This is a genomic window from Streptomyces sp. NPDC107575, from assembly GCF_055657265.1.
Genome location: NZ_JBVKBG010000006.1, coordinates 122,843 through 144,150 on the forward strand (window position 1 = coordinate 122,843; position 21,308 = coordinate 144,150).

Genomic DNA, 21,308 nt, shown 5'->3' on the forward strand with positions numbered 1-21,308 from the left:
ATCCTCCAGCACCTTGCTATCGAGCGGTCGCCCCTCGGGGACACCTCGGCTTGATCCCCCGGGACGGTTCGCCAGCCGCGATGGCATTCAATCACTTACCGGCAGGCGTGCACGACGCCTTGAGAGCATTGTCCGTCACGCCAGTGACACACTCGGTGCCGATGGCCAAGAATCACCGATCCGAACGACCCTCGCCATCCGCCCCAGACCGCCCCTCTCCCGGTGCGGTCCTGGAGCGGCTCGCCTCGGGTCGGAGCAGGGCTGCGCGCATCACCCATACGGAGCACTTGCCCCCTCGCCCGGGCCGTCATGCCGTCTGGCCCGATCGGATCCGTGCCGAGGTCATCGCGGCCGTGCAGACCGCCGGAATCGCACATCCCTGGGCCCACCAGGCACGCGCGGCGGAGCACGCACTGGACGGCGATTCGGTGGTCGTCGCCACCGGGACCGCCTCCGGCAAGTCGCTCGCCTATCTGGTCCCGGTCCTGTCGACCCTGCTCGACGGATCCGAGGCGCCGAACGGGCGCGGCGCGACCACGCTCTACCTCGCCCCGACGAAGGCGCTCGCGGCGGACCAGTGCCGATCGGTGAAGGAACTTTCACAACCGCTCGGTACGGCGATTCGCCCCGCGGTCTACGACGGGGACACCCCGTTCGAGGAACGGGAGTGGGTACGCCAGTACGGCAACTACGTCCTCACCAACCCGGACATGCTGCACCGGGGCATCCTGCCCTCGCACCCGCGCTGGTCCTCCTTCCTCAAGGCGCTCAAGTACGTCGTGATCGACGAGTGCCACACGTACCGCGGCGTCTTCGGCTCGCACGTGGCGCAGGTGCTGCGCAGACTGCGCCGCATATGTGCCCGCTACGGATCCGATCCCGTCTTCCTGCTGGCCTCGGCCACCTCGGCCGAACCGGCCGCCTCCGCCCAGCGGTTGACGGGCCTTCCGGTCGTCGAGGTCGCGGACGACGCCTCGCCGCGCGGCGAACTGGTCTTCGCGCTCTGGGAACCCCCGCTGACGGAGATGCAGGGCGAGAAGGGCGCGCCGGTACGGCGCACGGCGACCGCCGAGACGGCGGACCTCCTGACCGACCTCGCCGTCCAGGGCGTGCGCTCGGTCGCCTTCGTACGCTCCCGGCGCGGCGCCGAGCTGATCTCGGTGATCGCGCAGGAGCGGCTCGCCGAGGTCGACCGCTCACTCGCCCGGCGGGTCGCGGCCTACCGCGGCGGCTATCTCTCCGAGGAACGCCGCGCCCTCGAAGCGGCCCTGCACTCCGGCGAACTCCTCGGCCTCGCCGCCACCACCGCCCTCGAACTCGGCATCGACGTCTCGGGGTTGGACGCCGTACTGATCTCCGGCTATCCGGGCACGCGGGCGTCCCTGTGGCAGCAGGCGGGACGCGCCGGGCGCTCGGGACAGGGCGCGCTCGCGGTCCTCGTCGCCCGCGACGATCCCCTGGACACCTATCTGGTGCACCACCCGGAGGCCCTCTTCGACCAGCCGGTCGAGTCGACGGTCCTCGACCCCGACAACCCGTACGTCCTGGCCCCGCACCTGTGCGCCGCGGCGCAGGAGATTCCCCTGACCGAACCGGACCTGGACCTGTTCGGCCCGGCGACCCTCGACCTGCTGCCGCAGCTGGAGGCCGCGAAGCTGCTGCGGCGCCGCGCCGCCACGAAGGCCTGGCACTGGACGCGCCGCGAGTCCGCCGCGGACCTCGCCGACATCCGCGGCGAGGGCGGCTCTCCCGTCCAGATCGTCGAGACCGGCACGGGCCGGCTGCTCGGCACGGTCGACGCGGGCTCCGCCCACACCTCCGTCCACGACGGCGCGGTCCACCTCCACCAGGGCCGCACGTACGTGGTGAAGAAGCTGGACCTCGACGACAACGTCGCCCTGGTCGAGACCGCGAACCCCACCTACTCGACCACCGCCCGCGACACCACGGCCATCTCCATCCTGGAGACCGACGTCGAAGTCCCTTGGGGCGACGGCCGGTTGTGCTACGGCTCGGTCGAGGTCACGAACCAGGTCGTCGGCTATCTCCGCCGCCGCCTCATCACCGGCGAGGTCCTCGGCGAGACCAAACTCGACCTCCCTCCCCGTACGCTGCGCACCCGCGCGGTGTGGTGGACGGTCACGGAGGACCAGCTCGACGCGGCCCGCGTGAACCCCGAGATCCTCGGCGGCGCCCTGCACGCCGCCGAACACGCCTCCATCGGCCTCCTTCCGCTCTTCGCCACGTGCGACCGCTGGGACATCGGCGGCGTCTCGATCCCGCTCCACCCGGACACGCTCCTCCCCACGGTCTTCGTCTACGACGGTCATCCGGGCGGCGCGGGCTTCGCCGAGCGCGCCTTCCACACCGCCCGCGAGTGGCTGACCGCCACCCGTGAGGCCATCGCCTCCTGCGAGTGCGAGGCCGGTTGCCCCTCCTGCATCCAGTCCCCCAAGTGCGGCAACGGCAACGAGCCGTTGCACAAGCGGGGGGCCGTGCGGTTGCTCTCCGTTCTGTTGCGGGATGCGGTGGGGTAGTGGGCGGGTCGGTTGGCGGGGTCACCCGTTTCGTTGCGGTCGGCCGCTCCTACGTCTCGGGGCTCCGCCCCGGACCCCGCTGCTCAATCGCCGCAGGGGCTTGATTTGTCGGCACCGACACTCCACCGAATGAAGGGCCTGCCCGGGCTTTTACCTCCGCTTGGAACGTGCCGTGGCCTGCCGTTGCCGTCACGGAGGACTCCTCGCCGTGGACCGCGCAGTGCACCACCGTCGCCTCCTGGGCCCGCGCCACCCGGGATGCCAGCGCGCACGCCTTCGCTCTGCCGTCCATCCAGTGGTCCGCCGCGGCGAGTGCCGCCAGGTCGGCCGCCGAGCCCGCGCGGTGGCGTGCCTCGACCGCATGCGCCATGGCCAGCACCGCCCCGAACACCACGCCCACCGCGGCCATCGCCATCGCGACCCACACCGTCGCCGAGCCGCGGTCGTCCCGCCCCCTCACGTCGTCTCCTCCGCCGCCGCCACGGCCTGCGCGCCCAGGTCCACCCCGAGCGCTCCCGGTCCCACGGCCCTCGCCCGCACCGTCACCCGCACCAGGTCGCCCTCCCGGCCCACCAGGACCCGCGCGCCCGGCGGCGCGGCCTCCCGCGCCGCCGCCAGCGCGGCGCTCCTGGGCTCCTGCCGGGCCACCGCCCTGGCCCCGGCCCGCGCGGCGTCCACGCACCTGATCTGCGCCGACGCCGCGAGCACCACCCAGACCAGCGTCATCGTGAACGTGACGAGCACCGGCAGCACCACGGCCGCCTCCGCCGTCACGAACCCGCGGTCGCCGCGCCGGGGCTCAGAACGACCCATGGAGCGCCTTCGCCACCAAGGACTGCAGCGCCGACTGCACGACGTCGCTCGTCACCACCTGGAACAGCACCCCGGCGAAGCCCACCGCCGCGATCAGCCCCACCGCGTACTCGGCGCTCACCATCCCGGCGTCCCGCCGCCCGGACCGCACCGCCCGCGCCCATCGCAGCACGCCTCCGCGCAGCCACCCGTACGCCCGACCTGCCCGCATTCCGCCCATGCCAACTCCCTTGATTCGTCACGCTGTTCTGCCTCGGTCGCGTCATCCAGTTCCGCTGTGGGCCCGTCACGCCCTCCGCCTTGGCCCCGTCATGCCGTTATGCCTTGGACCGTCTTGCCGTTCCGCTGTGGACCCGTCACGCCTCCGCCTTGGACCGTCCTGCCGCCCCGGCTTCCGGAGCCCGCCGTTCACCTCCCTCCGAAGACCCCGTCTCCCAGCCCGATCACCACCGGCACCACCCCGACCACCAGGAACGCCGGCAGGAAGCACAGGCCCACGGGTGCCGCGATCGTCACCGCGGCGCGGCGTGCCGCCGTCGTCGCGTGGCGGGCCCGCTCGGCCCGGCACTCCGCCGCGAACCGCGCCACCGGCGCCGCCGCCGGGGCCCCGGACTCGCCCGCCCGCTCCAGCAGCCGGACCAGGCCATCAGCGCCCGGCACGGCCGCCAACTCCCGCCACGCCACACCCAGTTCGCCACCGAGCCGCACCTGCGCGGCTCCCCGCTCCAACCCCTGCCCGACGGGCCCGCCCAGCGCCTCGCCGACGGCCCGCGCCGCCTCCACGGGCCCGGCTCCCGCCGCGAGGCACGAGGCCAACAGGTCGGACGCCAAGGGCAGTTGCCGCACAGCGGCTCCCCGTGCGCTAGCCCCGGCTCTCGCGTCGGCCTCCCGGCTCCGCCACCAACGCCACACCCCCACACCACCGGCCACCCCGACCACGACCCCGGCCACCCCGCCCACCAGCACGAACCCGGCGCACACCGCCCCCGCGACCGGCACCCACCGCCGCGCTCCGTCCGGCAGCCCCACGGTCCGCCGCGCCGACTGCTCCACAGCCACCCGCAGCACCAGCCGCACCCGCCGCCGCAACACCCGCTCGGCCCGCCGCGCCGCGATCTCCCGCACCAGCCACATCACCGCCGCCGCGACGCACAGCGCCGCCCCCAGCCTGTGGACAACTTCCATCGACCCTCACCCCTGCGCCCCTCGTACGATCCGCATCGCCCACCACAGCCCGGCCGCCTCCAACGCCCCGCCCACCACCAGGCACCCGATCCCGGGCCACGTGTGCAGCAGCACCCGCAGGGGCCGCGCCCCCATGCCCGCCCCGAGCAGCAGCGCGCACACCGGCAGGCAGGCGAGCATCACCGTGGTCGACGTGGGTCCCGCCAACTGGGCTCTGAAGTCCGCCCGTTGATCCCGCTCCGCCCGCAGCGCGTCCGCGAGCCGTTCGAGCCCGGACGCGAGCCCCGCGCCCCGGTCCACCGCCACCCGCCAGCACGCCGCGAGCCCGCTCAGTCCCTCCGCCCCCGGCTCCCGCGCCGCCGCTCCCAGGGCACAGGGCACATCCCCGCCGAACCGGGCCGCCGCCACCACGGCCGCTCTCCCCGCCCCGGTCAACGCCCCCGATCCCCGTACCGCCACCACCAGCGCCTCCCCCGGCTGCCGCCCGGCCCGCACCTCACCGGCCAGCAGCCCGCACAGCCGGATCACCGCCTCCCCACGCCGCTCCTTTCCCCGCCGCGCCGCCCGCGCCCGGCGCAATCGCCCCGCTCCGGGCACCGCGCACACCCCGAGCACGACCGGCAGCACCGAGGCCCCGACGATCCCGACCACCAACCCGCCGACCGCACACCACCATTCGGGCCGCGCCCGCACCCACGCCCACCACCGCTCCACCAGGACCGACCACCCGGACAGCACCCCGAGATCCGCCCCGCCACCGAGCACCCGCCGATCCCGCCGCACCTCCAACTCCCGTACCCGCACCGCCCGCATCACGCCCACGGCCCCCAACCCGGCCACCACCACACCGGCACCGCCACCGAAGACCCCACCGCTCACCCCCACGCACCCCTCTCCACCAGCTCCACCAGCTCCACGGAACCCACCGATCTCACTGATCTCATCGATCCCACCGAACTCACCGAACTCACCGAACTCACCGGACCCACTGATCTCACCGACCCGCGCACCTCCGACCACCACACCAACCGCAAGCCGCCCACGCCCGGCCCCCGACCCCGGGAGCCCGCCGACAGCCGCCGCCGACCCACACCCCCACCGCCCACGCCCCGCCATCACCCCAACCGCACCCCCAGCAACCCCCCGAGCCGCGCCCACCCCACCCCCTCCACAAATCCCCGCTCGCCCCACTCCAGCGCCGGCACCGCCCGCACCCAGCCCTCCGCGTCCCGCTCCAGCACCTGGACCTGGGCGATGCGCCGCCGCCCGCCCCGGTCCCGTACGAGATGCAGCACCACGGACAGCGCCGCCGCCAACTGGCTGTGCAGCGCCGCCCGGTCGAGCCCCGCCGCCGTCCCCAGCGCCTCCAGCCGCACCGGGACATCGCTCGCCGCATTGGCGTGGACGGTCCCGCCGCCCCCTTCATGGCCGGTGTTCAGGGCGGCCAGGAGCGAGACCACCTCGGCGCCGCGCACCTCGCCCACCACGAGCCGGTCGGGCCGCATCCGCAGCGCCTGCCTGACCAGGTCGTCCAGGCCGACGGCCCCCGCGCCCTCCTGGTTGGCGGGGCGCGATTCGAGGCGGACGACATGGGGGTGGTCCGGCCTCAGCTCGGCGGAGTCCTCGGCCAGGACGATCCGCTCCCGCGGCCCCACCAGGCCGAGCAGAGCGCTCAGCAGCGTCGTCTTCCCCGTGCCCGTACCGCCGCTGATCAGGAAGGACAGCCGCGCTTCGAGCAGGGCCCGCAGCACCCGGTCGCCGCCCGGCGGCACCGTCCCCGCCGCCGTCAACTCCTCCAACGTGAACGCCCGGGGCCGCACGACCCGCAGGGACAGGCAGGTGCAGCCCGCCGCGATTGGTGGCAGCACCGCGTGCAGCCGCGTCCCGTCGGGCAGTCGGGCGTCCACCCACGGCCGCGCGTCGTCCAGGCGGCGCCCCACGACGGCCGCGAGCCGCTGGGCCAACCTCCGTACGTCGGCGGCGCTCTCGAAGGCCACGTCGGCCCGCTCCAGACCGCTCCCCCGGTCGACCCACACCTCGTCCGGCGCCGACACCAGGACGTCCGTCACCGAAGGGTCGGCGAGCAGCGGCTCCAACGGCCCCGCGCCCACCAGCTCCGACCTCAGCCTGCCCGCCGCGCCCAGCACTTCGGCGTCGCCCAGGATCCGGCCCTGCGCCCGCAACGCCTCGGCCACGCGCGCGGGTGTCGCCTCCGACCCGTTCTCAGCGAGCCACTGCCGTACGCCGTCCAGCATCCGCGCCCCGACCACCGCGCTCATGACACCCCTCCCCGCACCCGCTGCTCGACCGTCCGCACACCGACCACCACCGCGCCCTCCACAAGCTGCCGAGCCGCGCCCGGCTCCCCATGCCGCCGGTTCACGCCGCGTCCCCCTCCACCGCCGCCACCGGCATCCGCTCCCAGAACGCCCCGCAGAACCGCCCCAGCGGACCGCCCTTCACCACCTCGGCGTCCGCCGGCAGCTCGCCGGCGAACGGCAGCCCGACGAGCCGCGCCACCTCGTCCGCCGCGAGGCCTCCCGCGCCGCCCGCGCGCGTCGTCATCACCCGCAGGTCCCGCAGCACCATCCCCGCCGCCCCCGCCATCCGGCGCGCCGCCGCCACGGCCCGCAGCTCCGGTGGCACGACGAGCAGCCCCAGGTCGAGCTGGGCCAGGGCCTCGACGGATCCGGCGTCGACCCGGCGCGGCAGGTCCACCACGACGACCCCGCCCCTGCGCCGCCCGGCCGCGAGCACCGCCCGCACCGCCTCCGACGGCACCGCCGTGAGATCCCCGCGGTCCCAGCTGAGCACCCGCAGATCGTGCAGCCGGGGCAGCGACTCCTCCAGGGCCGCGCCGCCGACCCGCCCCCGCGACTCGGCGAAGGCCGGCCAGCGCAGCCCGTCCACCGCCTCGCCGCCGAGCAGCACATCGAGCCCGCCGCCGAGCGGGTCCGCGTCGACCAGGAGCGTGCGCCGCCCCGAGCGCGCGGACGCCACCGCCAGCGCGCAGGCGAGCGTGGAGGCCCCGGCCCCGCCGCACCCGCCGAGCACCCCGACGGTCAGGGCGGGCCGCCCCACTCCCTCCGCGACGTCGGCGATCCGGTCCATCAGCCACTGCTCGCCGTCCGGCAGGACCAGGACATGGTCGGCGCCGATCTCCACGGCCCGCCGCCACACCCCGGAATCGTCCTGATCACGCCCAACCAAGATCACGCCATGCCGTCGGGAAACCCCGCGCAGCCGCCGCGCGGCATCGTCCCCGACCAGTACGAGGGGCGCCGATTCCCAGCCGCCCCAGCCCGCTCTGCCCGCCGGCGCCCCGTGCCCGACCTCGGGCCGCACTCCCGCCGCCGCGCACAGCCGCAGCAGGTCGTCCAGCAGTTCCACGTCCTCCGTCACGATCAACGGGGCGCGTCGCACGTCCCGCGCGTCGCACTCGATGACTTCCGTCATGGTCCGGTCCCCCTCTCGCCGCGCTCGCCCGCCCCTGCGGACGATCCGTTCCACACGTGAAGACGCCGGTGCCCAAGGCGCCGAATACCGCCCATCCGCCACGGCACGGCCATAACAAACCGGCCATGAACACGGACCCGGACTTCGCGTGCGGAATCACCGTGCAGCGATCCCGGAAATCGTGGGGATCTTGGTCAATAACTGTGGACGCGAGAAGGCTTGTGAATATCCCCGTCACCCATACCAGTGACACTGTGAACTCGGCATGAAACTGTCCGCAGAGCAGCCCGACGGTCACACAGCGTGAGGAGCCCGCAGGGCGCGGGCCGAGGCGCGAGAGCCTTCGAAACCCCCCGTCCGGGCATGAAAAAAGGACCCGAAAACGGGTCCGGACATGCGACGACCCCCGCCGGGGGGGAGAGCGGGGGTCGTCCCCACGGTCCGACTCGGGGGGGGAGGAGCCAGACCGGGTTAGCACGGTCGCGAACGATCCGTGACTTCCATGGTGTACCCGAGAGCCTTCTCAAGCAAACCCACGCGCCACAGCTTACGCCGAATGGTTGGCGCCTATGCTCGGCCTCGTGGAAAACCACTCCTTGCCTCACTCCGCGCCCCGTACAGCCGCGTTCTTTGACCTGGACAAGACGGTCATCGCTAAGTCGAGCACACTCACGTTCAGCAAGTCGTTCTACCAAGGCGGGCTGATCAACCGGAGGGCCGTACTGCGCACCGCGTACGCGCAGTTCGTCTTCCTCGCCGGCGGCGCCGACCACGATCAGATGGAGCGGATGCGCGAGTACCTCTCGGCGCTCTGCCGCGGCTGGAACGTGCGGCAGGTGAAGGAGATCGTCGCCGAGACCCTGCACGACCTGATCGACCCGATCATCTACGACGAGGCGGCATCCCTCATCGAGGAGCACCACACCGCCGGGCGCGATGTGGTGATCGTCTCCACTTCGGGCGCCGAGGTCGTCGAGCCGATCGGCGAACTCCTCGGCGCGGACCGGGTGGTCGCCACCCGCATGGTCGTGGGCGACGACGGCTGCTTCACGGGCGAGGTGGAGTACTACGCGTACGGGCCGACGAAGGCGGAGGCCATCAAGGAGCTGGCGCGCACCGAGGGGTACGACCTCGCGCGCTGCTACGCGTACAGCGACTCGGCGACGGATCTGCCGATGCTCAGCTCGGTCGGGCATCCGCACGCCGTCAATCCGGACCGGGCGCTGCGCCGCGAGGCGCTCGCGCGCGAGTGGCCGATCCTCGACTTCCACAAGCCGGTCCGGCTCAAGCAGCGCCTGCCCCATCTGTCCGCGCCCTCGCGGCCCGCGCTGCTCGCGGCGGCCGGGGTCGGAGCGGCGGCGGTCACGGCAGGTCTGGTCTGGTACGCGAGCCGGCGGCGCGCGACGTCGGGCGCCCTCTGACTCCGCCCCATCGAGGCCGCCGGTTCGTCCTGTTTGAACCTAAAAGTAAAGAAGTGCGGCCAGGGCTTCCGCTTGCCCCTGGGGAGGAGTACAAAGGATTCAACGGCCCGCGAGACCAAGGACATCCGAGAGGAACACCTTCAACCGCAATCAGGCCCCACGGACCGATGCATGAACACCGGGCACCCACGCGACGTCGACCCGTCGATTACGGGCCAGCCGCACCAGGCGACGGGCAAAGAACCCGACCTGATGGGCAACACTTCGAGGACGCTTGGTAACCCAGTGGACATGCCAGCGGCGGTACGAGTATTCGTACCGCCGCAACCCGTTTCTCGGGACTTCTCCCGCTACGCGGCACCCCGCTGCAGCGCCTCGCAGACGGCCGTCGACTCCCTGACGCCCAGCTCGATCGCCTTGCCGCAGTGGTTGATCCAGGCCGCCATCCCCTCCGGCGTACCGGAGGCATAGCCGTCGAGCGCGGCCGCGTAGGCGGCACGGCCGAGTTCGGCGTGGCCCAGCTCCGCCGGGCAGACGGACTTCGGGTCGAGGCCGCTGCCCACCAGGACGATGCGTTCGGCGGCCCGCGCGACCAGGCCGTTGTGCGAGCCGAAGGGGCGCAGGGCGAGCAGCTCGCCATGCACGATGGCGGCGTTCACCAGGGCCGGTGCCGCGCTCTCGGCGATGATCAGCTGCGAGAGCCCCTCCAGGCGGCCCGCGACCTCGTCGGCGTCCGGCACCGGGAGCTCGACGAGCGGCTCGTCGACGGGCTCGCCCGCGAGCCGGGGGCGCCCCACCGCGTCGCTCTTGTCTGCCGCCGCGACCAGGTGGAGGCGCGCGAGCACTCGCAGGGGCGACTGCCGCCAGATGGAGAGCAGTTGACCGGCCTCCGCGGTCAGCCGCAGGGCCGCGCCGACCGTGGGCGCCTCCTTGTCGCCGTCGGCGCCACTGAAGTCGGTGCGCCTGCGCACCTCTTCGAGCGGCCAGTCGGCACCGCAGAGCGCCGCACTGCCGCGCGCGCCGCGCAGCGCCGCCTCGGCGGTGATCTCGTTGCTGCGACGGCGCATGACCCGGTGCCCGTAGACCCGGTCCACAGCCTTGCGCACGGAGTCCACGGAATCGGCCACGCCCGGCAGGTCGGCCAGGGCGGCGAGGGGGTCGGCTGTCGTACTCATGAGTACGACACTACGGGCCGTGCGGCGCCGCCCCACGAAGGAGTGGTCTTCTTCACGCCACGTCGACACGTACAGCGACCGTACCGATACCCTTCGTGAACATGAAGATCGCTTTCGTGGGGAAGGGCGGCAGTGGCAAGACCACGCTGTCCTCACTGTTCATCCGCCACCTCGCCGGCACCGGCTCGCCGGTCATCGCCGTCGACGCCGACATCAATCAGCACCTCGGGGCCGCGCTCGGGCTCGACGAGGGAGTCGCGGGCGAGCTGCCCGCGCTGGGGGCCCGGCTGCCCCTGATCAAGGACTATCTGCGCGGCTCGAACCCGCGGATCGCCTCGGCCGACACGATGATCAAGACGACGCCGCCCGGCGAGGGCTCCCGGCTGCTCCGGGTGCGCGAGAACAATCCGGTGTACGACGCCTGCGCCCGCGATGTGGAACTCGACGGCGGGCCCGTGCGTTTGATGGTCACCGGGCCCTTCACCGAGGCCGACCTCGGGGTGGCCTGCTACCACTCCAAGACCGGAGCGGTGGAGCTGTGCCTGAACCACCTCGTCGACGGCCGGGGCGAGTACGTGGTGGTCGACATGACCGCGGGCTCCGACTCCTTCGCCTCGGGCATGTTCACCCGCTTCGACATGACGTTCCTGGTCGCCGAGCCGACCCGCAAGGGGATCTCGGTCTACCGCCAGTACAAGGAGTACGCGCGGGACTTCGGGATCGAGTTGAAGGTCGTGGGCAACAAGGTGCGGGACGCGGACGACCTGGACTTCCTGCGCTCCGAGGTCGGCGACGACCTGCTCGTCACCGTCGGGCACTCGGACTGGGTGCGCGCCATGGAGAAGGGGCGCCCGCCGCGTTTCGAGCTCCTGGAGGAGCCCAACAAGGCGTCCCTGCGGGCACTTCAGTCCGCGGCCGACGCCACGTACGAGGCGCGCGACTGGGAGCGCTACACGCGCCAGATGGTCCACTTCCACCTGAAGAACGCGCAGAGCTGGGGCAACGAGAAGACCGGGGCCGACCTGGCGTCCCAGGTCGACCCCGACTTCGTCCTGCGGGAGAGCGTCGCGGCTACTGCCTGAACAAGTACCGCACCGGGCCTACGACTTGGCGGCCGGGGCTCCCGGTACCCCCTTCGGGGCCGGGGCCCGCTCGGCGCCGAGGTAGGAGGCCCAGCCCCGCTTCGGGACCTCGCCCACGCCGAGGCCCCTGAGCTTCTTCAGGGTCTTCGGGTCCTGGGCGTCGAGCCAGTCGGCGAGCTGCCTGAAGGAGACGCAGCGGACCTCCGGCTTCGTACAGACCCGCTCGACCGTCTCCTCGACGGCGCGCATGTAGGTGCCGCCGTTCCAGGACTCGAAGTGGTTGCCGATGACGAGCGGCGCGCGGTTGCCCTTGTAGGCGCGGTCGAAGCCCGCGAGCAGGCTGTCGCGCATCTGGTCGCCCCAGTACTCGCGCTTGCCGGGGTCGCCCTGGGTCGCCGAACCGGACTGGTTGACCATGAAGTTGTAGTCCATGGTCAGCTGCTCGTAGGAGTGGCCCCTGAACGGGACGAGCTGCATCGACAGGTCCCACAGGCCGTTCTTCTTCTTGGGCCAGACCTGGTTGTTGACGCCGCTGGTGTCGTAGCGGAAGCCGAGCTCGCTCGCGGCGCGCGTGAAGTTGTCCTTGCCCTCGAGGCAGGGGGTGCGGGCGCCGATGAGCTCCTTGTCGTAGTCGAAGGGCAGCGGCGCGGACCGGTTCAGGCCCGAGTTGGTCTTCCAGCCCTTCACGAACGACTTGGCCTGCTGGATCTCGCTCTTCCACTCGGCCACCGACCACTGGCCGACGCCGCCGTTCTTCCCGCAGAAGTGGCCGTTGAAGTGGGTGCCGATCTCGTTGCCCTCGAGCCACGCCCCGCGCAGTTGCTCGACGGTGTCCTTGATTCCCTTGGCGTCGTTGAAGCCGATGTCCGAGCGGCCGGCCGAGTGCTGCGGCGCGTGGTACTTGCCGGCCTTGTCCTGCGGGAGCAGGTACACGCCGCTCAGGAAGTACGTCATGGTCGCGTCGTTCGCCTTCGCGACCTTGCGGAAGTGCGAGAAGAGCTTCTGGCTGTCCTCGCCCGCGCCGTCCCAGGAGAAGACCACGAACTGCGGCGGCTTCTGGCCCGGTCTGAGCCGCTCGGCCCGTGGCAGGTTCGGCTGCCGCCCGGTGTACGCGGTCGAGCCGTCGCCGATGAGCTTGATCGCGCTGCCCGGCTTGGCCTTCTTCGGGCCGGGGGCGCCCTGGCGGGGCTTGGTCTTCTCTGCCCGGTGCTCAGCGGATCCGCCGGTTTCCCCGGTGGCGCATCCGGCGAGTGCCGCGGCGCACGCCGCGGCGGCGGTGATGCCCGCGGCGAGCCGCTTGGCGGCGGTCCTGTGGGTGGCGGCCATCTTCCGCCCACCTTCTTCCTGGAGTCGGCTGTGTGGCGGTGGAATGAGAGAAATGCCCGTTATGTACGGGCATCGCCGTCACCGTGGCACGAGAGCCGGACCGGATTAGTCCGACAAGCCGACCAGGATTCTTATTCACTACTGAGCGTGAAAAGCTGACCCATTTGCCCCTTTAATCCGTCCACAACCTTTACTCTGCATTACGATTCATTTACCGAGCGTTGATTTCATCCCGCCGCTGCACGCCGTGAACCACGGCCGCGATCGACCCCACCCACCGCTCAGGGGTCACCCCACATTCCGCGACCGCGCTGCACCCCGGAGGAGACGGGAACCATGTCAGCCTGCGTACCCACCCGCACCAGTGACTCCGACCGGCCGGGCGAGCCCTCGGGCGCCGCTCGTACCGCGCACAGTCCACCGCCCACGCCCCGCCGCTTCCGCATCGCGGGAGCCGACCTCTCCGCGTCCGTCGCGGTCTTCCTCATCGCCCTGCCGCTCTCCCTGGGCATCGCCCTCGCGACCGGCGCACCCCTCGAATCGGGGCTTGTCGCCGCCGCCGTCGGCGGCATCGTCGCCGGCTGCGTGGGCGGCGCGCCGCTCCAGGTCAGCGGGCCCGCCGCGGGCCTCACCGTCGTCACCGCCGAGCTGATCCAGCGCTACGGATGGCGGACCACCTGCGCCGTCACCGTCCTCGCCGGAATCGCCCAGCTCGGCCTCGGCTGCCTGCGGGTGGCCCGCACCGCCCTCGCCGTCAGCCCCGCCGTCGTGCACGGCATGCTCGCCGGTATCGGCGTCACCATCGCCGTCGCCCAGCTGCACATCGTGCTCGGCGGCAACCCCGACAGCTCCGTGCTCGCCAACGTGGCTTCCCTGCCGGGCCAGTTGGCCGACGCACAGCCCGCCGCCCTCGGCGTCAGCGCGCTCACGCTCACCGTCCTGCTCACCTGGCCGCGCATCCCGGGCCGGATCGGCCGCATCGCGCGCAAGGTGCCTGCCGCGCTCATCGCCGTGACCGCCGCGAGCGTGACCGCCGCCCTGCTCGGGCTCAGCCTGCCCGAGGTCGACCTGCCCTCCTGGAGCAGCCACGCGCTCGCCGGGCTTCCGGAGGGGCCCGTGCTCGGCCTCGTCGCCGCCGTCCTGACCACCACGCTCGTGTGCAGCGTGCAGTCGCTGCTCGGGGCGGTCGCCGTGGACAAGATGACCGCCAAGCGGTCCGATCTGCCGCCCTCGATGCGCCGCTCGAACCTGGACCGGGAGCTGCTCGCCCAGGGCGCCTCGAACATCGTCTCCGGCTCGCTCGGCGGGCTGCCCGTCGCCGGGGTCGCGGTGCGCAGCACGGCCAATGTGAACTCGGGCGCCGTGAGCGGGAACTCCTCGATCCTGCACGGCGTTTGGGTAGTAGCCGCCACACTGCTCCTGGTCCCCGTCCTGGAGCTGATCCCGCTCGCCGCGCTCGCCGCCCTGGTGATGGCGGTCGGCGTCCAGATGGTGTCCCTGAACCACATCCGCACGGTCACCCGCCACCGTGAGGTCCTGGTCTACGCGGTCACCACCCTCGGCGTCGTCGTCTTCGGCGTGCTCGAAGGCGTGGGGCTCGGTGTCGCGGTCGCCGTCGGCGTCGCCCTGCACCGCCTCGCGCGCACCCGGATCACGCACGAGGTGGATTCCCGCGGCGTCCACCACGTGCGCGTACGAGGGCAGTTGACGTTCCTCGCGGTGCCCCGGCTCAGCCGGACCCTGCACCAGGTGCCGCACGGCGCGGACTGCGTCGTGGAGCTGGACGGGTCCTTCATGGACCACGCCGCGTACGAGGCGCTGCAGGACTGGCAGAAGTCGCACACCGCGCAGGGCGGCGGGGTCGAGGTCGCCGGGCGCGGCGGGGCCAGGATCGCCGAACCCGCGCGCGCGAGCCACACCTGCTGCCGCCCCTGGACGCCGTGGCGCAACCACCACTGCGACCGGCCCTCGCACACCCCGCCGGAGGCCGAGGCCGCCGAGCCGCGGCGCGCCGGGAGCCATCAACTGGCCACCGGGATCAGCGCGTTCCAGCGCAATACGGCGCCGCTGGTGCGCGAGGAGCTGGCGCGGCTCGCGCGCGAGGGACAGAAGCCCACGCAGCTCTTCCTGACGTGCGCCGACTCCCGGCTGGTCACCTCGATGATCACGTCCAGCGGCCCCGGCGATCTCTTCGTCGTCCGTAACGTCGGCAACCTCGTGCCCCTGCCCGGCGCCGAGAGCGGGGACGACTCGGTGGCCGCCGCCATCGAGTACGCCGTGGACGTGCTCAAGGTGCAGTCGATCACCGTGTGCGGGCACTCCGGATGCGGGGCGATGCAGGCGCTGTTGAGCACGCCGCCCCACGCGGGCGCGCAGACCCCGCTCAAGCGCTGGCTGCGGCACGGCGTGCCCAGCCTGGAGCGGATGTCCGACTCGGTCCTGCCGTGGGCCCGGCTCGCCGGGCGGGCGCCCGCCGACGCGGCCGAGCAGCTCTGCCTGACCAATGTCGTCCAGCAGTTGGAGCACCTGCGGGAGCACGAGTGCGTGGCGCGCGCCCTGGAGCGGGGCGCGCTCGAACTGCACGGCATGTACTTCCATGTCGGGGAGGCGCAGGCGTACCTGCTCGCGGAGACCGACCCCGTCTTCGGGCAGGTCGCGGACGGCGCCCTCGACGGCGGCCTCGACGAGGGCAGCGCCACGCGGGCCTGAACCAACCCGGCCCCGCCTCCGTGCAACAGATGAGACCGTAGGGCTCCCGACCAGGTCGGGAGCCCTACGCGTACAGGTCTAAACCAGTTCGCGGACCCCCCTTGTCACCAGGGGGCGCGGTCTGATGAGCTGTGGCCTGGGACACAACGGTCGCCTCCGACACAAACACTGCATGGGAGAAGCGTCGTGAGCAACGAAAGCCTGGCCAACCTTCTTAAGGAGGAGCGACGCTTCGCGCCGCCCGCTGACCTGGCCGCGAACGCCAACGTCACGGCCGAGGCGTACGAGCAGGCCAAGGCTGACCGGCTCGGCTTCTGGGCCGAGCAGGCCCGCCGCCTCAGCTGGGACACCGAGCCGACCGAGACCCTCGACTGGACGAACCCGCCGTTCGCCAAGTGGTTCAAGGACGGCAAGCTCAACGTCGCGTACAACTGCGTCGACCGGCACGTGGAGGCCGGGAACGGCGACCGGGTCGCGATCCACTTCGAGGGCGAGCCCGGCGACAGCCGCGCGATCACCTACGCCGAGCTCAAGGACGAGGTCAGCCGGGCCGCGAACGCCCTGACGGAGCTGGGCGTCCAGGCCGGTGACCGGGTCGCCGTCTACCTGCCGATGATCCCGGAAGCCGTCATCTCGATGCTCGCCTGCGCGCGCATCGGCGCCGCGCACTCCGTCGTCTTCGGCGGCTTCTCGGCCGACGCCATCGCCAAGCGCATCGAGGACGCCGACGCCAAGGTCGTCATCACCTCCGACGGCGGCTACCGGCGCGGCAAGCCGTCCGCGCTCAAGCCCGCGGTCGACGAGGCGCTGACCCGTGTGTCCGTCGAGAAGGTCCTCGTCGTGCAGCGCACCAAGCAGGACGTGGCGTGGACCGAGGGCCGCGACCTGTGGTGGCACGAGACGGTCGGGCGCCAGTCCACCGAGCACGCGCCGCAGGCCTTCGACGCCGAGCAGCCGCTCTTCATCCTGTACACGTCGGGCACGACGGGTAAGCCGAAGGGCATCCTGCACACCTCAGGCGGCTACCTGACGCAGGCCAGCTACACGCACCACGCCGTCTTCGACCTCAAGCCGGAGACCGACGTCTACTGGTGCACGGCCGACATCGGCTGGGTCACCGGCCACTCGTACATCACGTACGGCCCGCTCTCGAACGGCGCGACGCAGGTCATCTACGAGGGCACCCCGGACACCCCGCACCAGGGCCGCTTCTGGGAGATCGTGCAGAAGTACGGCGTCTCGATCCTCTACACGGCGCCGACCGCGATCCGCACGTTCATGAAGTGGGGCGACGAGATCCCCGCGAAGTACGACCTGAGCAGCCTGCGGGTGCTCGGTTCCGTGGGCGAGCCGATCAACCCCGAGGCCTGGGTCTGGTACCGGAAGAACATCGGCGCCGACAAGTGCCCCGTCGTGGACACCTGGTGGCAGACCGAGACCGGCGCGATCATGATCTCGCCGCTGCCGGGCGTCACCGAGGCCAAGCCGGGCTCCGCCCAGCGCGCGCTGCCGGGCATCTCGGCGACGGTCGTCGACGACGAGGCGAACGAGGTGCCGAACGGGGGCGGCGGCTACCTGGTCCTCACCGAGCCGTGGCCGTCGATGCTGCGCACCATCTGGGGCGACGACCAACGGTTCATCGACACGTACTGGTCCCGCTTCGAGGGCAAGTACTTCGCCGGTGACGGCGCCAAGAAGGACGAGGACGGCGACATCTGGCTGCTCGGCCGGGTCGACGACGTCATGCTCGTCTCCGGGCACAACATCTCGACCACCGAGGTCGAGTCGGCGCTCGTCTCGCACCCGGCCGTCGCCGAGGCCGCCGTGGTCGGCGCCGCCGACGAGACGACCGGCCAGGCGATCGTCGCCTTCGTGATCCTGCGCGGCAGCGCGAACGCGGAGGACGAGTCGCTGGTGGCCGACCTGCGCAACCACGTGGGCACCTCCCTCGGCCCGATCGCCAAGCCGAAGCGCATCCTGCCGGTCGCCGAGCTGCCCAAGACCCGCTCCGGAAAGATCATGCGCCGCCTGCTGCGCGACGTCGCGGAGAACCGGGCGGTGGGCGACGTCACGACGCTCGCCGACTCCTCCGTGATGGACCTGATCCAGGCGGAACTGCCCTCGGCGTCCAGCGAGGACTGATCCGCGGACGACCCACGCGGTCACAGGGACGGGCATCCGGCGAGCGCGCCGGGTGCCCGTTTCGTGCATAAGGTGATGATCACCAAGCAGGCCGGAGCACCCTGTAGGGTAAATGTGGCGTCAAGGACGCGACAAAGATCCAACAGGTGCGCCGGGAAGTCTGGTCGGCAACGCAGTCAGCCGTACCCGACTGGAGGTCTTCCCCCGTGAGCGCGCCCAAGAACAAGCCCGGCCGCAAGGCACTCGGCCGGCTCTCCCTGCCCGAGCGCACCTTCGTCGCCGACGCGCTGCGCACGGAGACCGTCGGCGGTGTGCTGCTCCTCGTGGCCGCGATCGTCGCGCTCGTCTGGTCCAACATCCCGGCCCTGCACCACAGCTACGAGGCCGTCAGCGACTTCCACATCGGCCCGAGCGCCCTCGGCCTGAACCTCTCCATCGAGCACTGGGCCGCCGACGGACTGCTCGCGATCTTCTTCTTCGTCGCCGGCATGGAACTCAAGCGCGAGCTCGTCGCGGGCGACCTGCGCGACCCCAAGGCCGCCGCGCTGCCCGTCATCGCCGCGCTCTGCGGAATGGCGACACCGGCGCTCGTGTACGTGGTCGTCAACGCGTTCGGCGGCGGCTCGATGTCCGGCTGGGCGGTGCCGACCGCCACCGACATCGCCTTCGCGCTCGCCGTCCTCGCCGTCATCGGCACCTCGCTGCCGAGCGCTCTGCGGGCGTTCCTGCTGACCCTCGCGGTCGTCGACGACCTCTTCGCGATCCTGATCATCGCGATCTTCTTCACGGACGACCTGAACTTCGCCGCGCTCGGCGGCGCGTTCCTCGGCCTCGCCGTCTTCTGGCTGCTGCTCAGGAAGCGGGTGCGCGGCTGGTACATCTACGTACCGCTGGCCCTGGTCATCTGGGGGCTGATGTACAACAGCGGCGTGCACGCCACCATCGCCGGTGTCGCCATGGGCCTGATGCTGCGCTGCCACCGCGAGGACGGCGAGGAGCACTCCCCCGGCGAGCACATCGAGCACCTGGTGCGGCCGCTCTCGGCGGGGCTCGCGGTGCCGCTGTTCGCGCTGTTCAGTGCCGGGGTCGCGGTGTCGGGCGGCGCGCTGGGCGATGTGTTCAGCCAGCCGGAGACGCTCGGCGTGGTGCTCGGTCTCGTCGTCGGCAAGGCGCTCGGCATCTTCGGCGGCACCTGGCTGACGGCCCGGTTCACCAAGGCCTCGCTCTCCGACGAGCTGGCCTGGCCCGATGTGTTCGCGGTGGCCTCGCTCGCCGGCATCGGCTTCACGGTCTCGCTGCTCATCGGGGAACTCGCCTTCACCGACGACCCCTTGCTGACCGACGAGATCAAGGCGTCCGTCCTCATGGGCTCGCTGATCGCGGCGGTGATCTCCAGCGTGCTCCTGAAGATCCGGAACGCCAAGTACCGGACCCTGTACGAGGCCGAGAACCGGGACGAGGACCTCTCCGGCGTCCCCGACATCTACGAAGAGGGGCAACCGGAGTACCACCTCCGGATGGCCGAGATCTACGAGAAGAAGGCCGCGGAACACCGCAGGCTTGCGCAAGTGGCGGCCGGGGCAGGCGGCGAGGACGAGCGTCCGGCATGATCTGACGGAGAGTCCGCCCGGTACGCGCACGAACAGTGCGCGCACAAGAAGCAGCCACAGAAGAACAGGGGAGTACGCGATGAGCGCACCCGACGACAACCCGGTCGGCGCCGAACGCAGCATCGGCCAGCTGTTCGCATCGGCGACGGCCGAGATGTCCGCGCTGGTGCACGACGAGATCGCGCTGGCCAAGGCGCAGCTGAAGCGGGACGTGAAGCGGGGTGCCGTCAGCGGCGGCGCACTCGCGGCCGCGGGGGTGGTCCTCACCTTCTCGCTGCCGATGCTGAGCTTCGCGCTCGCGTACGGGATCAACGCGTGGACCGGCGGGTTCAACGGCGACGGCGGCTGGAACATGGCCTGGTGCTTCCTGCTGTCGTTCGCCGCCAGCGTGGTCATCGCGCTGCTGCTCGCGCTCGTCGGCGTCGCCTTCGCCAAGAAGGCCGCGAAGGGCAAGGGGCCGCAGAAGACCGCCGCCTCGTTCAAGGAGTCGGCGGGCGTACTGCAGAACGCCAAGCCGCACCCCCGTGAGGTGACCGCGGACGGCCGTGACACGAAGGCCATCGAGGCTGTGGCACGCTCGTCTTCATGACGGACCCTGCCACTCCATCGGCCCAGCCGCCCGCATCCTTCGTGCTCCTCGACGTCCCCGGTGAGCACAAGCTGACCCACCGGGACGTCGCGGCGAACGGCGCGCGCTTCCACATCGCGGAGATGGGCGACGGGCCGCTGGTCCTGCTGCTGCACGGCTTCCCGCAGTTCTGGTGGACGTGGCGGCACCAGCTCGCCGCGCTCGCCGACGCGGGCTTCCGGGCCGTGGCGATGGACCTGCGCGGGGTGGGCGGCAGCGACCGTACGCCGCGGGGGTACGACCCGGCGAACCTCGCGCTCGACATCACGGGAGTGGTGCGCTCGCTCGGTGAGCCCGACGCGGCGCTCGTCGGCCACGACCTCGGCGGCTACCTCGCGTGGACCGCGGCCGTGATGCGCCCCAAGCTGGTGCGCCGGCTCGTGGTCTCCTCGATGCCGCATCCGCGCCGGTGGCGCTCGGCGATGCTGGCGGACTACCGGCAGTCGCGCTCCGGCTCGTACGTCTGGGGGTTCCAGCGCCCCTGGCTGCCCGAGCGGCAGCTCCTCGCGAACGACGGCGAGTTGGTGGGCAAGCTGGTCCGCGACTGGTCGGGGCCGCACCAGCCCGACGACGCCACCGTGCGGACGTATCGGCAGGCCATGTGCATCCCGTCGACCGCGCACTGCTCGATCGAGCCGTACCGGTGGATGGTGCGCTCCCTCGCGCGCCCCGACGGGATCCAGTTCAACCGGCGGATGAAGCGCCCCGTGCGGGTGCCGACGCTCCATGTGCACGGCTCCCTCGACCCGGTGATGCGCACCCGCAGCGCGGCGGGCTCGGGCGAGTACGTGGAGGCCCCCTACCGCTGGCGCCTCTTCGACGGCCTCGGCCACTTCCCGCACGAAGAGGATCCGGCCGCGTTCTCCAAGGAACTGGTCAACTGGCTGAAGGATCCCGAACCGGACCGGTGAGCCCTGTTTGTTGCGGTTACGACAGGGGGAACACCTGTGCTTCGAACGGCCAATTGCCCGGCGCATACGCCATTTTGGGGAGCGTGAGGGCGGTTACCGACCATGGGGCAGGGGCACACGTCGGGGTATGGGCTGGACGCACGACTACAGTGACGCAGCACGCAATCGCCGCCCAGCGATGACGCTGGGCTCTCCCCAGAGGGGGGCGCCGGACGGCTGGTCGGCGCACGATCCCCGGCTGGGCATTCCTCGTATTCTGCGGCGCCGCGCCCGGTGGGTGTCCGCGCGGATCCGGCACGGCAGCCGGGGCTGA

Annotated in this window: 18 protein-coding genes; 9 read left to right on the top strand and 9 right to left on the bottom strand. The window is 72.0% G+C overall.

Annotated features, from left to right (window positions below):
* Positions 1–80 precede the first annotated feature (80 nt).
* On the top strand, positions 81–2,537 hold the full coding sequence (locus ACZ7L4_RS30060) for a DEAD/DEAH box helicase (protein WP_472107540.1): 2,457 nt from the start codon (positions 81–83) through the stop codon (positions 2,535–2,537).
* 49 nt (positions 2,538–2,586) lie between these two features.
* On the opposite strand, the gene ACZ7L4_RS30065 is transcribed toward ACZ7L4_RS30060, so the two are convergent.
* From ACZ7L4_RS30065 to ssd, 7 genes are all read right to left on the bottom strand, one after another.
* A complete protein-coding gene (locus ACZ7L4_RS30065; protein ID WP_472108145.1) occupies positions 2,587–2,952 on the bottom strand; it encodes an Rv3654c family TadE-like protein in 366 nt (121 codons plus the stop codon).
* Between the two features lie 41 nt (positions 2,953–2,993).
* Entirely contained in the window at positions 2,994–3,350 is a 357-nt protein-coding gene (locus tag ACZ7L4_RS30070; RefSeq protein ID WP_472107542.1) for a TadE family type IV pilus minor pilin, read from the bottom strand.
* Complete coding sequence (locus ACZ7L4_RS30075; RefSeq protein ID WP_472107544.1) at positions 3,337–3,570, bottom strand: DUF4244 domain-containing protein; 234 nt, start codon at positions 3,568–3,570, stop codon at positions 3,337–3,339. Before ACZ7L4_RS30075 ends, ACZ7L4_RS30070 begins: the two co-directional genes overlap by 14 nt.
* Before the next feature lie 188 nt (positions 3,571–3,758).
* Positions 3,759–4,535: a type II secretion system F family protein gene (locus ACZ7L4_RS30080; RefSeq protein WP_472107545.1), complete on the bottom strand. Its 777-nt coding sequence runs from the start codon at positions 4,533–4,535 to the stop codon at positions 3,759–3,761.
* 6 nt (positions 4,536–4,541) lie between these two features.
* Positions 4,542–5,348, bottom strand: coding sequence for a type II secretion system F family protein (locus ACZ7L4_RS30085; protein ID WP_472108147.1), 807 nt, complete (start codon positions 5,346–5,348; stop codon positions 4,542–4,544).
* Between the two features lie 302 nt (positions 5,349–5,650).
* A complete protein-coding gene (locus ACZ7L4_RS30090) occupies positions 5,651–6,814 on the bottom strand; it encodes a TadA family conjugal transfer-associated ATPase (RefSeq protein WP_472107546.1) in 1,164 nt (387 codons plus the stop codon).
* Between the two features lie 100 nt (positions 6,815–6,914).
* Positions 6,915–7,991: a septum site-determining protein Ssd gene (ssd, locus tag ACZ7L4_RS30095; RefSeq protein WP_472107548.1), complete on the bottom strand. Its 1,077-nt coding sequence runs from the start codon at positions 7,989–7,991 to the stop codon at positions 6,915–6,917.
* Positions 7,992–8,560: 569 nt separating this feature from the next.
* On the opposite strand from ssd, the gene ACZ7L4_RS30100 reads away from it, so the two are divergent.
* The gene (locus ACZ7L4_RS30100) at positions 8,561–9,412 is read left to right on the top strand and encodes an HAD family hydrolase (RefSeq protein WP_450810269.1); all 852 of its coding nucleotides are present in this window, start codon (positions 8,561–8,563) and stop codon (positions 9,410–9,412) included.
* Positions 9,413–9,762: 350 nt separating this feature from the next.
* Here the strand turns inward: ACZ7L4_RS30100 and ACZ7L4_RS30105 are convergent, their stop codons facing one another.
* Positions 9,763–10,587, bottom strand: a complete 825-nt coding sequence (locus ACZ7L4_RS30105; protein ID WP_472107550.1) for a Fic family protein — start codon at positions 10,585–10,587, stop codon at positions 9,763–9,765.
* 101 nt (positions 10,588–10,688) lie between these two features.
* On the opposite strand from ACZ7L4_RS30105, the gene ACZ7L4_RS30110 reads away from it, so the two are divergent.
* Positions 10,689–11,669, top strand: a complete 981-nt coding sequence (locus ACZ7L4_RS30110; protein WP_472107551.1) for an ATP-binding protein — start codon at positions 10,689–10,691, stop codon at positions 11,667–11,669.
* 18 nt (positions 11,670–11,687) lie between these two features.
* Here the strand turns inward: ACZ7L4_RS30110 and ACZ7L4_RS30115 are convergent, their stop codons facing one another.
* Entirely contained in the window at positions 11,688–12,995 is a 1,308-nt protein-coding gene (locus tag ACZ7L4_RS30115; RefSeq protein WP_472107553.1) for a polysaccharide deacetylase family protein, read from the bottom strand.
* A gap of 336 nt (positions 12,996–13,331) precedes the next feature.
* On the opposite strand from ACZ7L4_RS30115, the gene ACZ7L4_RS30120 reads away from it, so the two are divergent.
* The 6 genes from ACZ7L4_RS30120 (at position 13,332) to ACZ7L4_RS30145 (ending at position 21,308) form a co-directional block, all read left to right on the top strand.
* Entirely contained in the window at positions 13,332–15,704 is a 2,373-nt protein-coding gene (locus ACZ7L4_RS30120; RefSeq protein ID WP_472107555.1) for a bifunctional SulP family inorganic anion transporter/carbonic anhydrase, read from the top strand.
* Positions 15,705–15,890: 186 nt separating this feature from the next.
* Positions 15,891–17,846, top strand: a complete 1,956-nt coding sequence (gene acs / locus ACZ7L4_RS30125; protein WP_472107557.1) for an acetate--CoA ligase — start codon at positions 15,891–15,893, stop codon at positions 17,844–17,846.
* Between the two features lie 206 nt (positions 17,847–18,052).
* Positions 18,053–19,456, top strand: coding sequence for a Na+/H+ antiporter NhaA (gene nhaA, locus ACZ7L4_RS30130; protein ID WP_472107559.1), 1,404 nt, complete (start codon positions 18,053–18,055; stop codon positions 19,454–19,456).
* A gap of 79 nt (positions 19,457–19,535) precedes the next feature.
* Positions 19,536–20,045, top strand: a complete 510-nt coding sequence (locus ACZ7L4_RS30135) for a phage holin family protein (RefSeq protein WP_472107561.1) — start codon at positions 19,536–19,538, stop codon at positions 20,043–20,045.
* Positions 20,042–20,995, top strand: a complete 954-nt coding sequence (locus ACZ7L4_RS30140; protein WP_472107563.1) for an alpha/beta fold hydrolase — start codon at positions 20,042–20,044, stop codon at positions 20,993–20,995. The genes ACZ7L4_RS30135 and ACZ7L4_RS30140 overlap by 4 nt, the downstream gene beginning before the upstream one ends.
* Before the next feature lie 127 nt (positions 20,996–21,122).
* Positions 21,123–21,308: a hypothetical protein gene (locus tag ACZ7L4_RS30145; protein WP_351334445.1), complete on the top strand. Its 186-nt coding sequence runs from the start codon at positions 21,123–21,125 to the stop codon at positions 21,306–21,308.

Coding starts and splice junctions, on each gene's coding strand:
- ACZ7L4_RS30060 (WP_472107540.1), top strand. CDS start 81: ATGGCATTCAATCACTTACCGGCAGGCGTGCACGACGCCTTGAGAGCA.
- ACZ7L4_RS30065 (WP_472108145.1), bottom strand. CDS start 2,952: ATGGCGATGGCCGCGGTGGGCGTGGTGTTCGGGGCGGTGCTGGCCATG.
- ACZ7L4_RS30070 (WP_472107542.1), bottom strand. CDS start 3,350: ATGGGTCGTTCTGAGCCCCGGCGCGGCGACCGCGGGTTCGTGACGGCG.
- ACZ7L4_RS30075 (WP_472107544.1), bottom strand. CDS start 3,570: ATGGGCGGAATGCGGGCAGGTCGGGCGTACGGGTGGCTGCGCGGAGGC.
- ACZ7L4_RS30080 (WP_472107545.1), bottom strand. CDS start 4,535: ATGGAAGTTGTCCACAGGCTGGGGGCGGCGCTGTGCGTCGCGGCGGCG.
- ACZ7L4_RS30085 (WP_472108147.1), bottom strand. CDS start 5,348: ATGCGGGCGGTGCGGGTACGGGAGTTGGAGGTGCGGCGGGATCGGCGG.
- ACZ7L4_RS30090 (WP_472107546.1), bottom strand. CDS start 6,814: ATGAGCGCGGTGGTCGGGGCGCGGATGCTGGACGGCGTACGGCAGTGG.
- ssd (WP_472107548.1), bottom strand. CDS start 7,991: ATGACGGAAGTCATCGAGTGCGACGCGCGGGACGTGCGACGCGCCCCG.
- ACZ7L4_RS30100 (WP_450810269.1), top strand. CDS start 8,561: ATGCTCGGCCTCGTGGAAAACCACTCCTTGCCTCACTCCGCGCCCCGT.
- ACZ7L4_RS30105 (WP_472107550.1), bottom strand. CDS start 10,587: ATGAGTACGACAGCCGACCCCCTCGCCGCCCTGGCCGACCTGCCGGGC.
- ACZ7L4_RS30110 (WP_472107551.1), top strand. CDS start 10,689: ATGAAGATCGCTTTCGTGGGGAAGGGCGGCAGTGGCAAGACCACGCTG.
- ACZ7L4_RS30115 (WP_472107553.1), bottom strand. CDS start 12,995: ATGGCCGCCACCCACAGGACCGCCGCCAAGCGGCTCGCCGCGGGCATC.
- ACZ7L4_RS30120 (WP_472107555.1), top strand. CDS start 13,332: ATGTCAGCCTGCGTACCCACCCGCACCAGTGACTCCGACCGGCCGGGC.
- ACZ7L4_RS30135 (WP_472107561.1), top strand. CDS start 19,536: ATGAGCGCACCCGACGACAACCCGGTCGGCGCCGAACGCAGCATCGGC.
- ACZ7L4_RS30140 (WP_472107563.1), top strand. CDS start 20,042: ATGACGGACCCTGCCACTCCATCGGCCCAGCCGCCCGCATCCTTCGTG.
- ACZ7L4_RS30145 (WP_351334445.1), top strand. CDS start 21,123: ATGGGCTGGACGCACGACTACAGTGACGCAGCACGCAATCGCCGCCCA.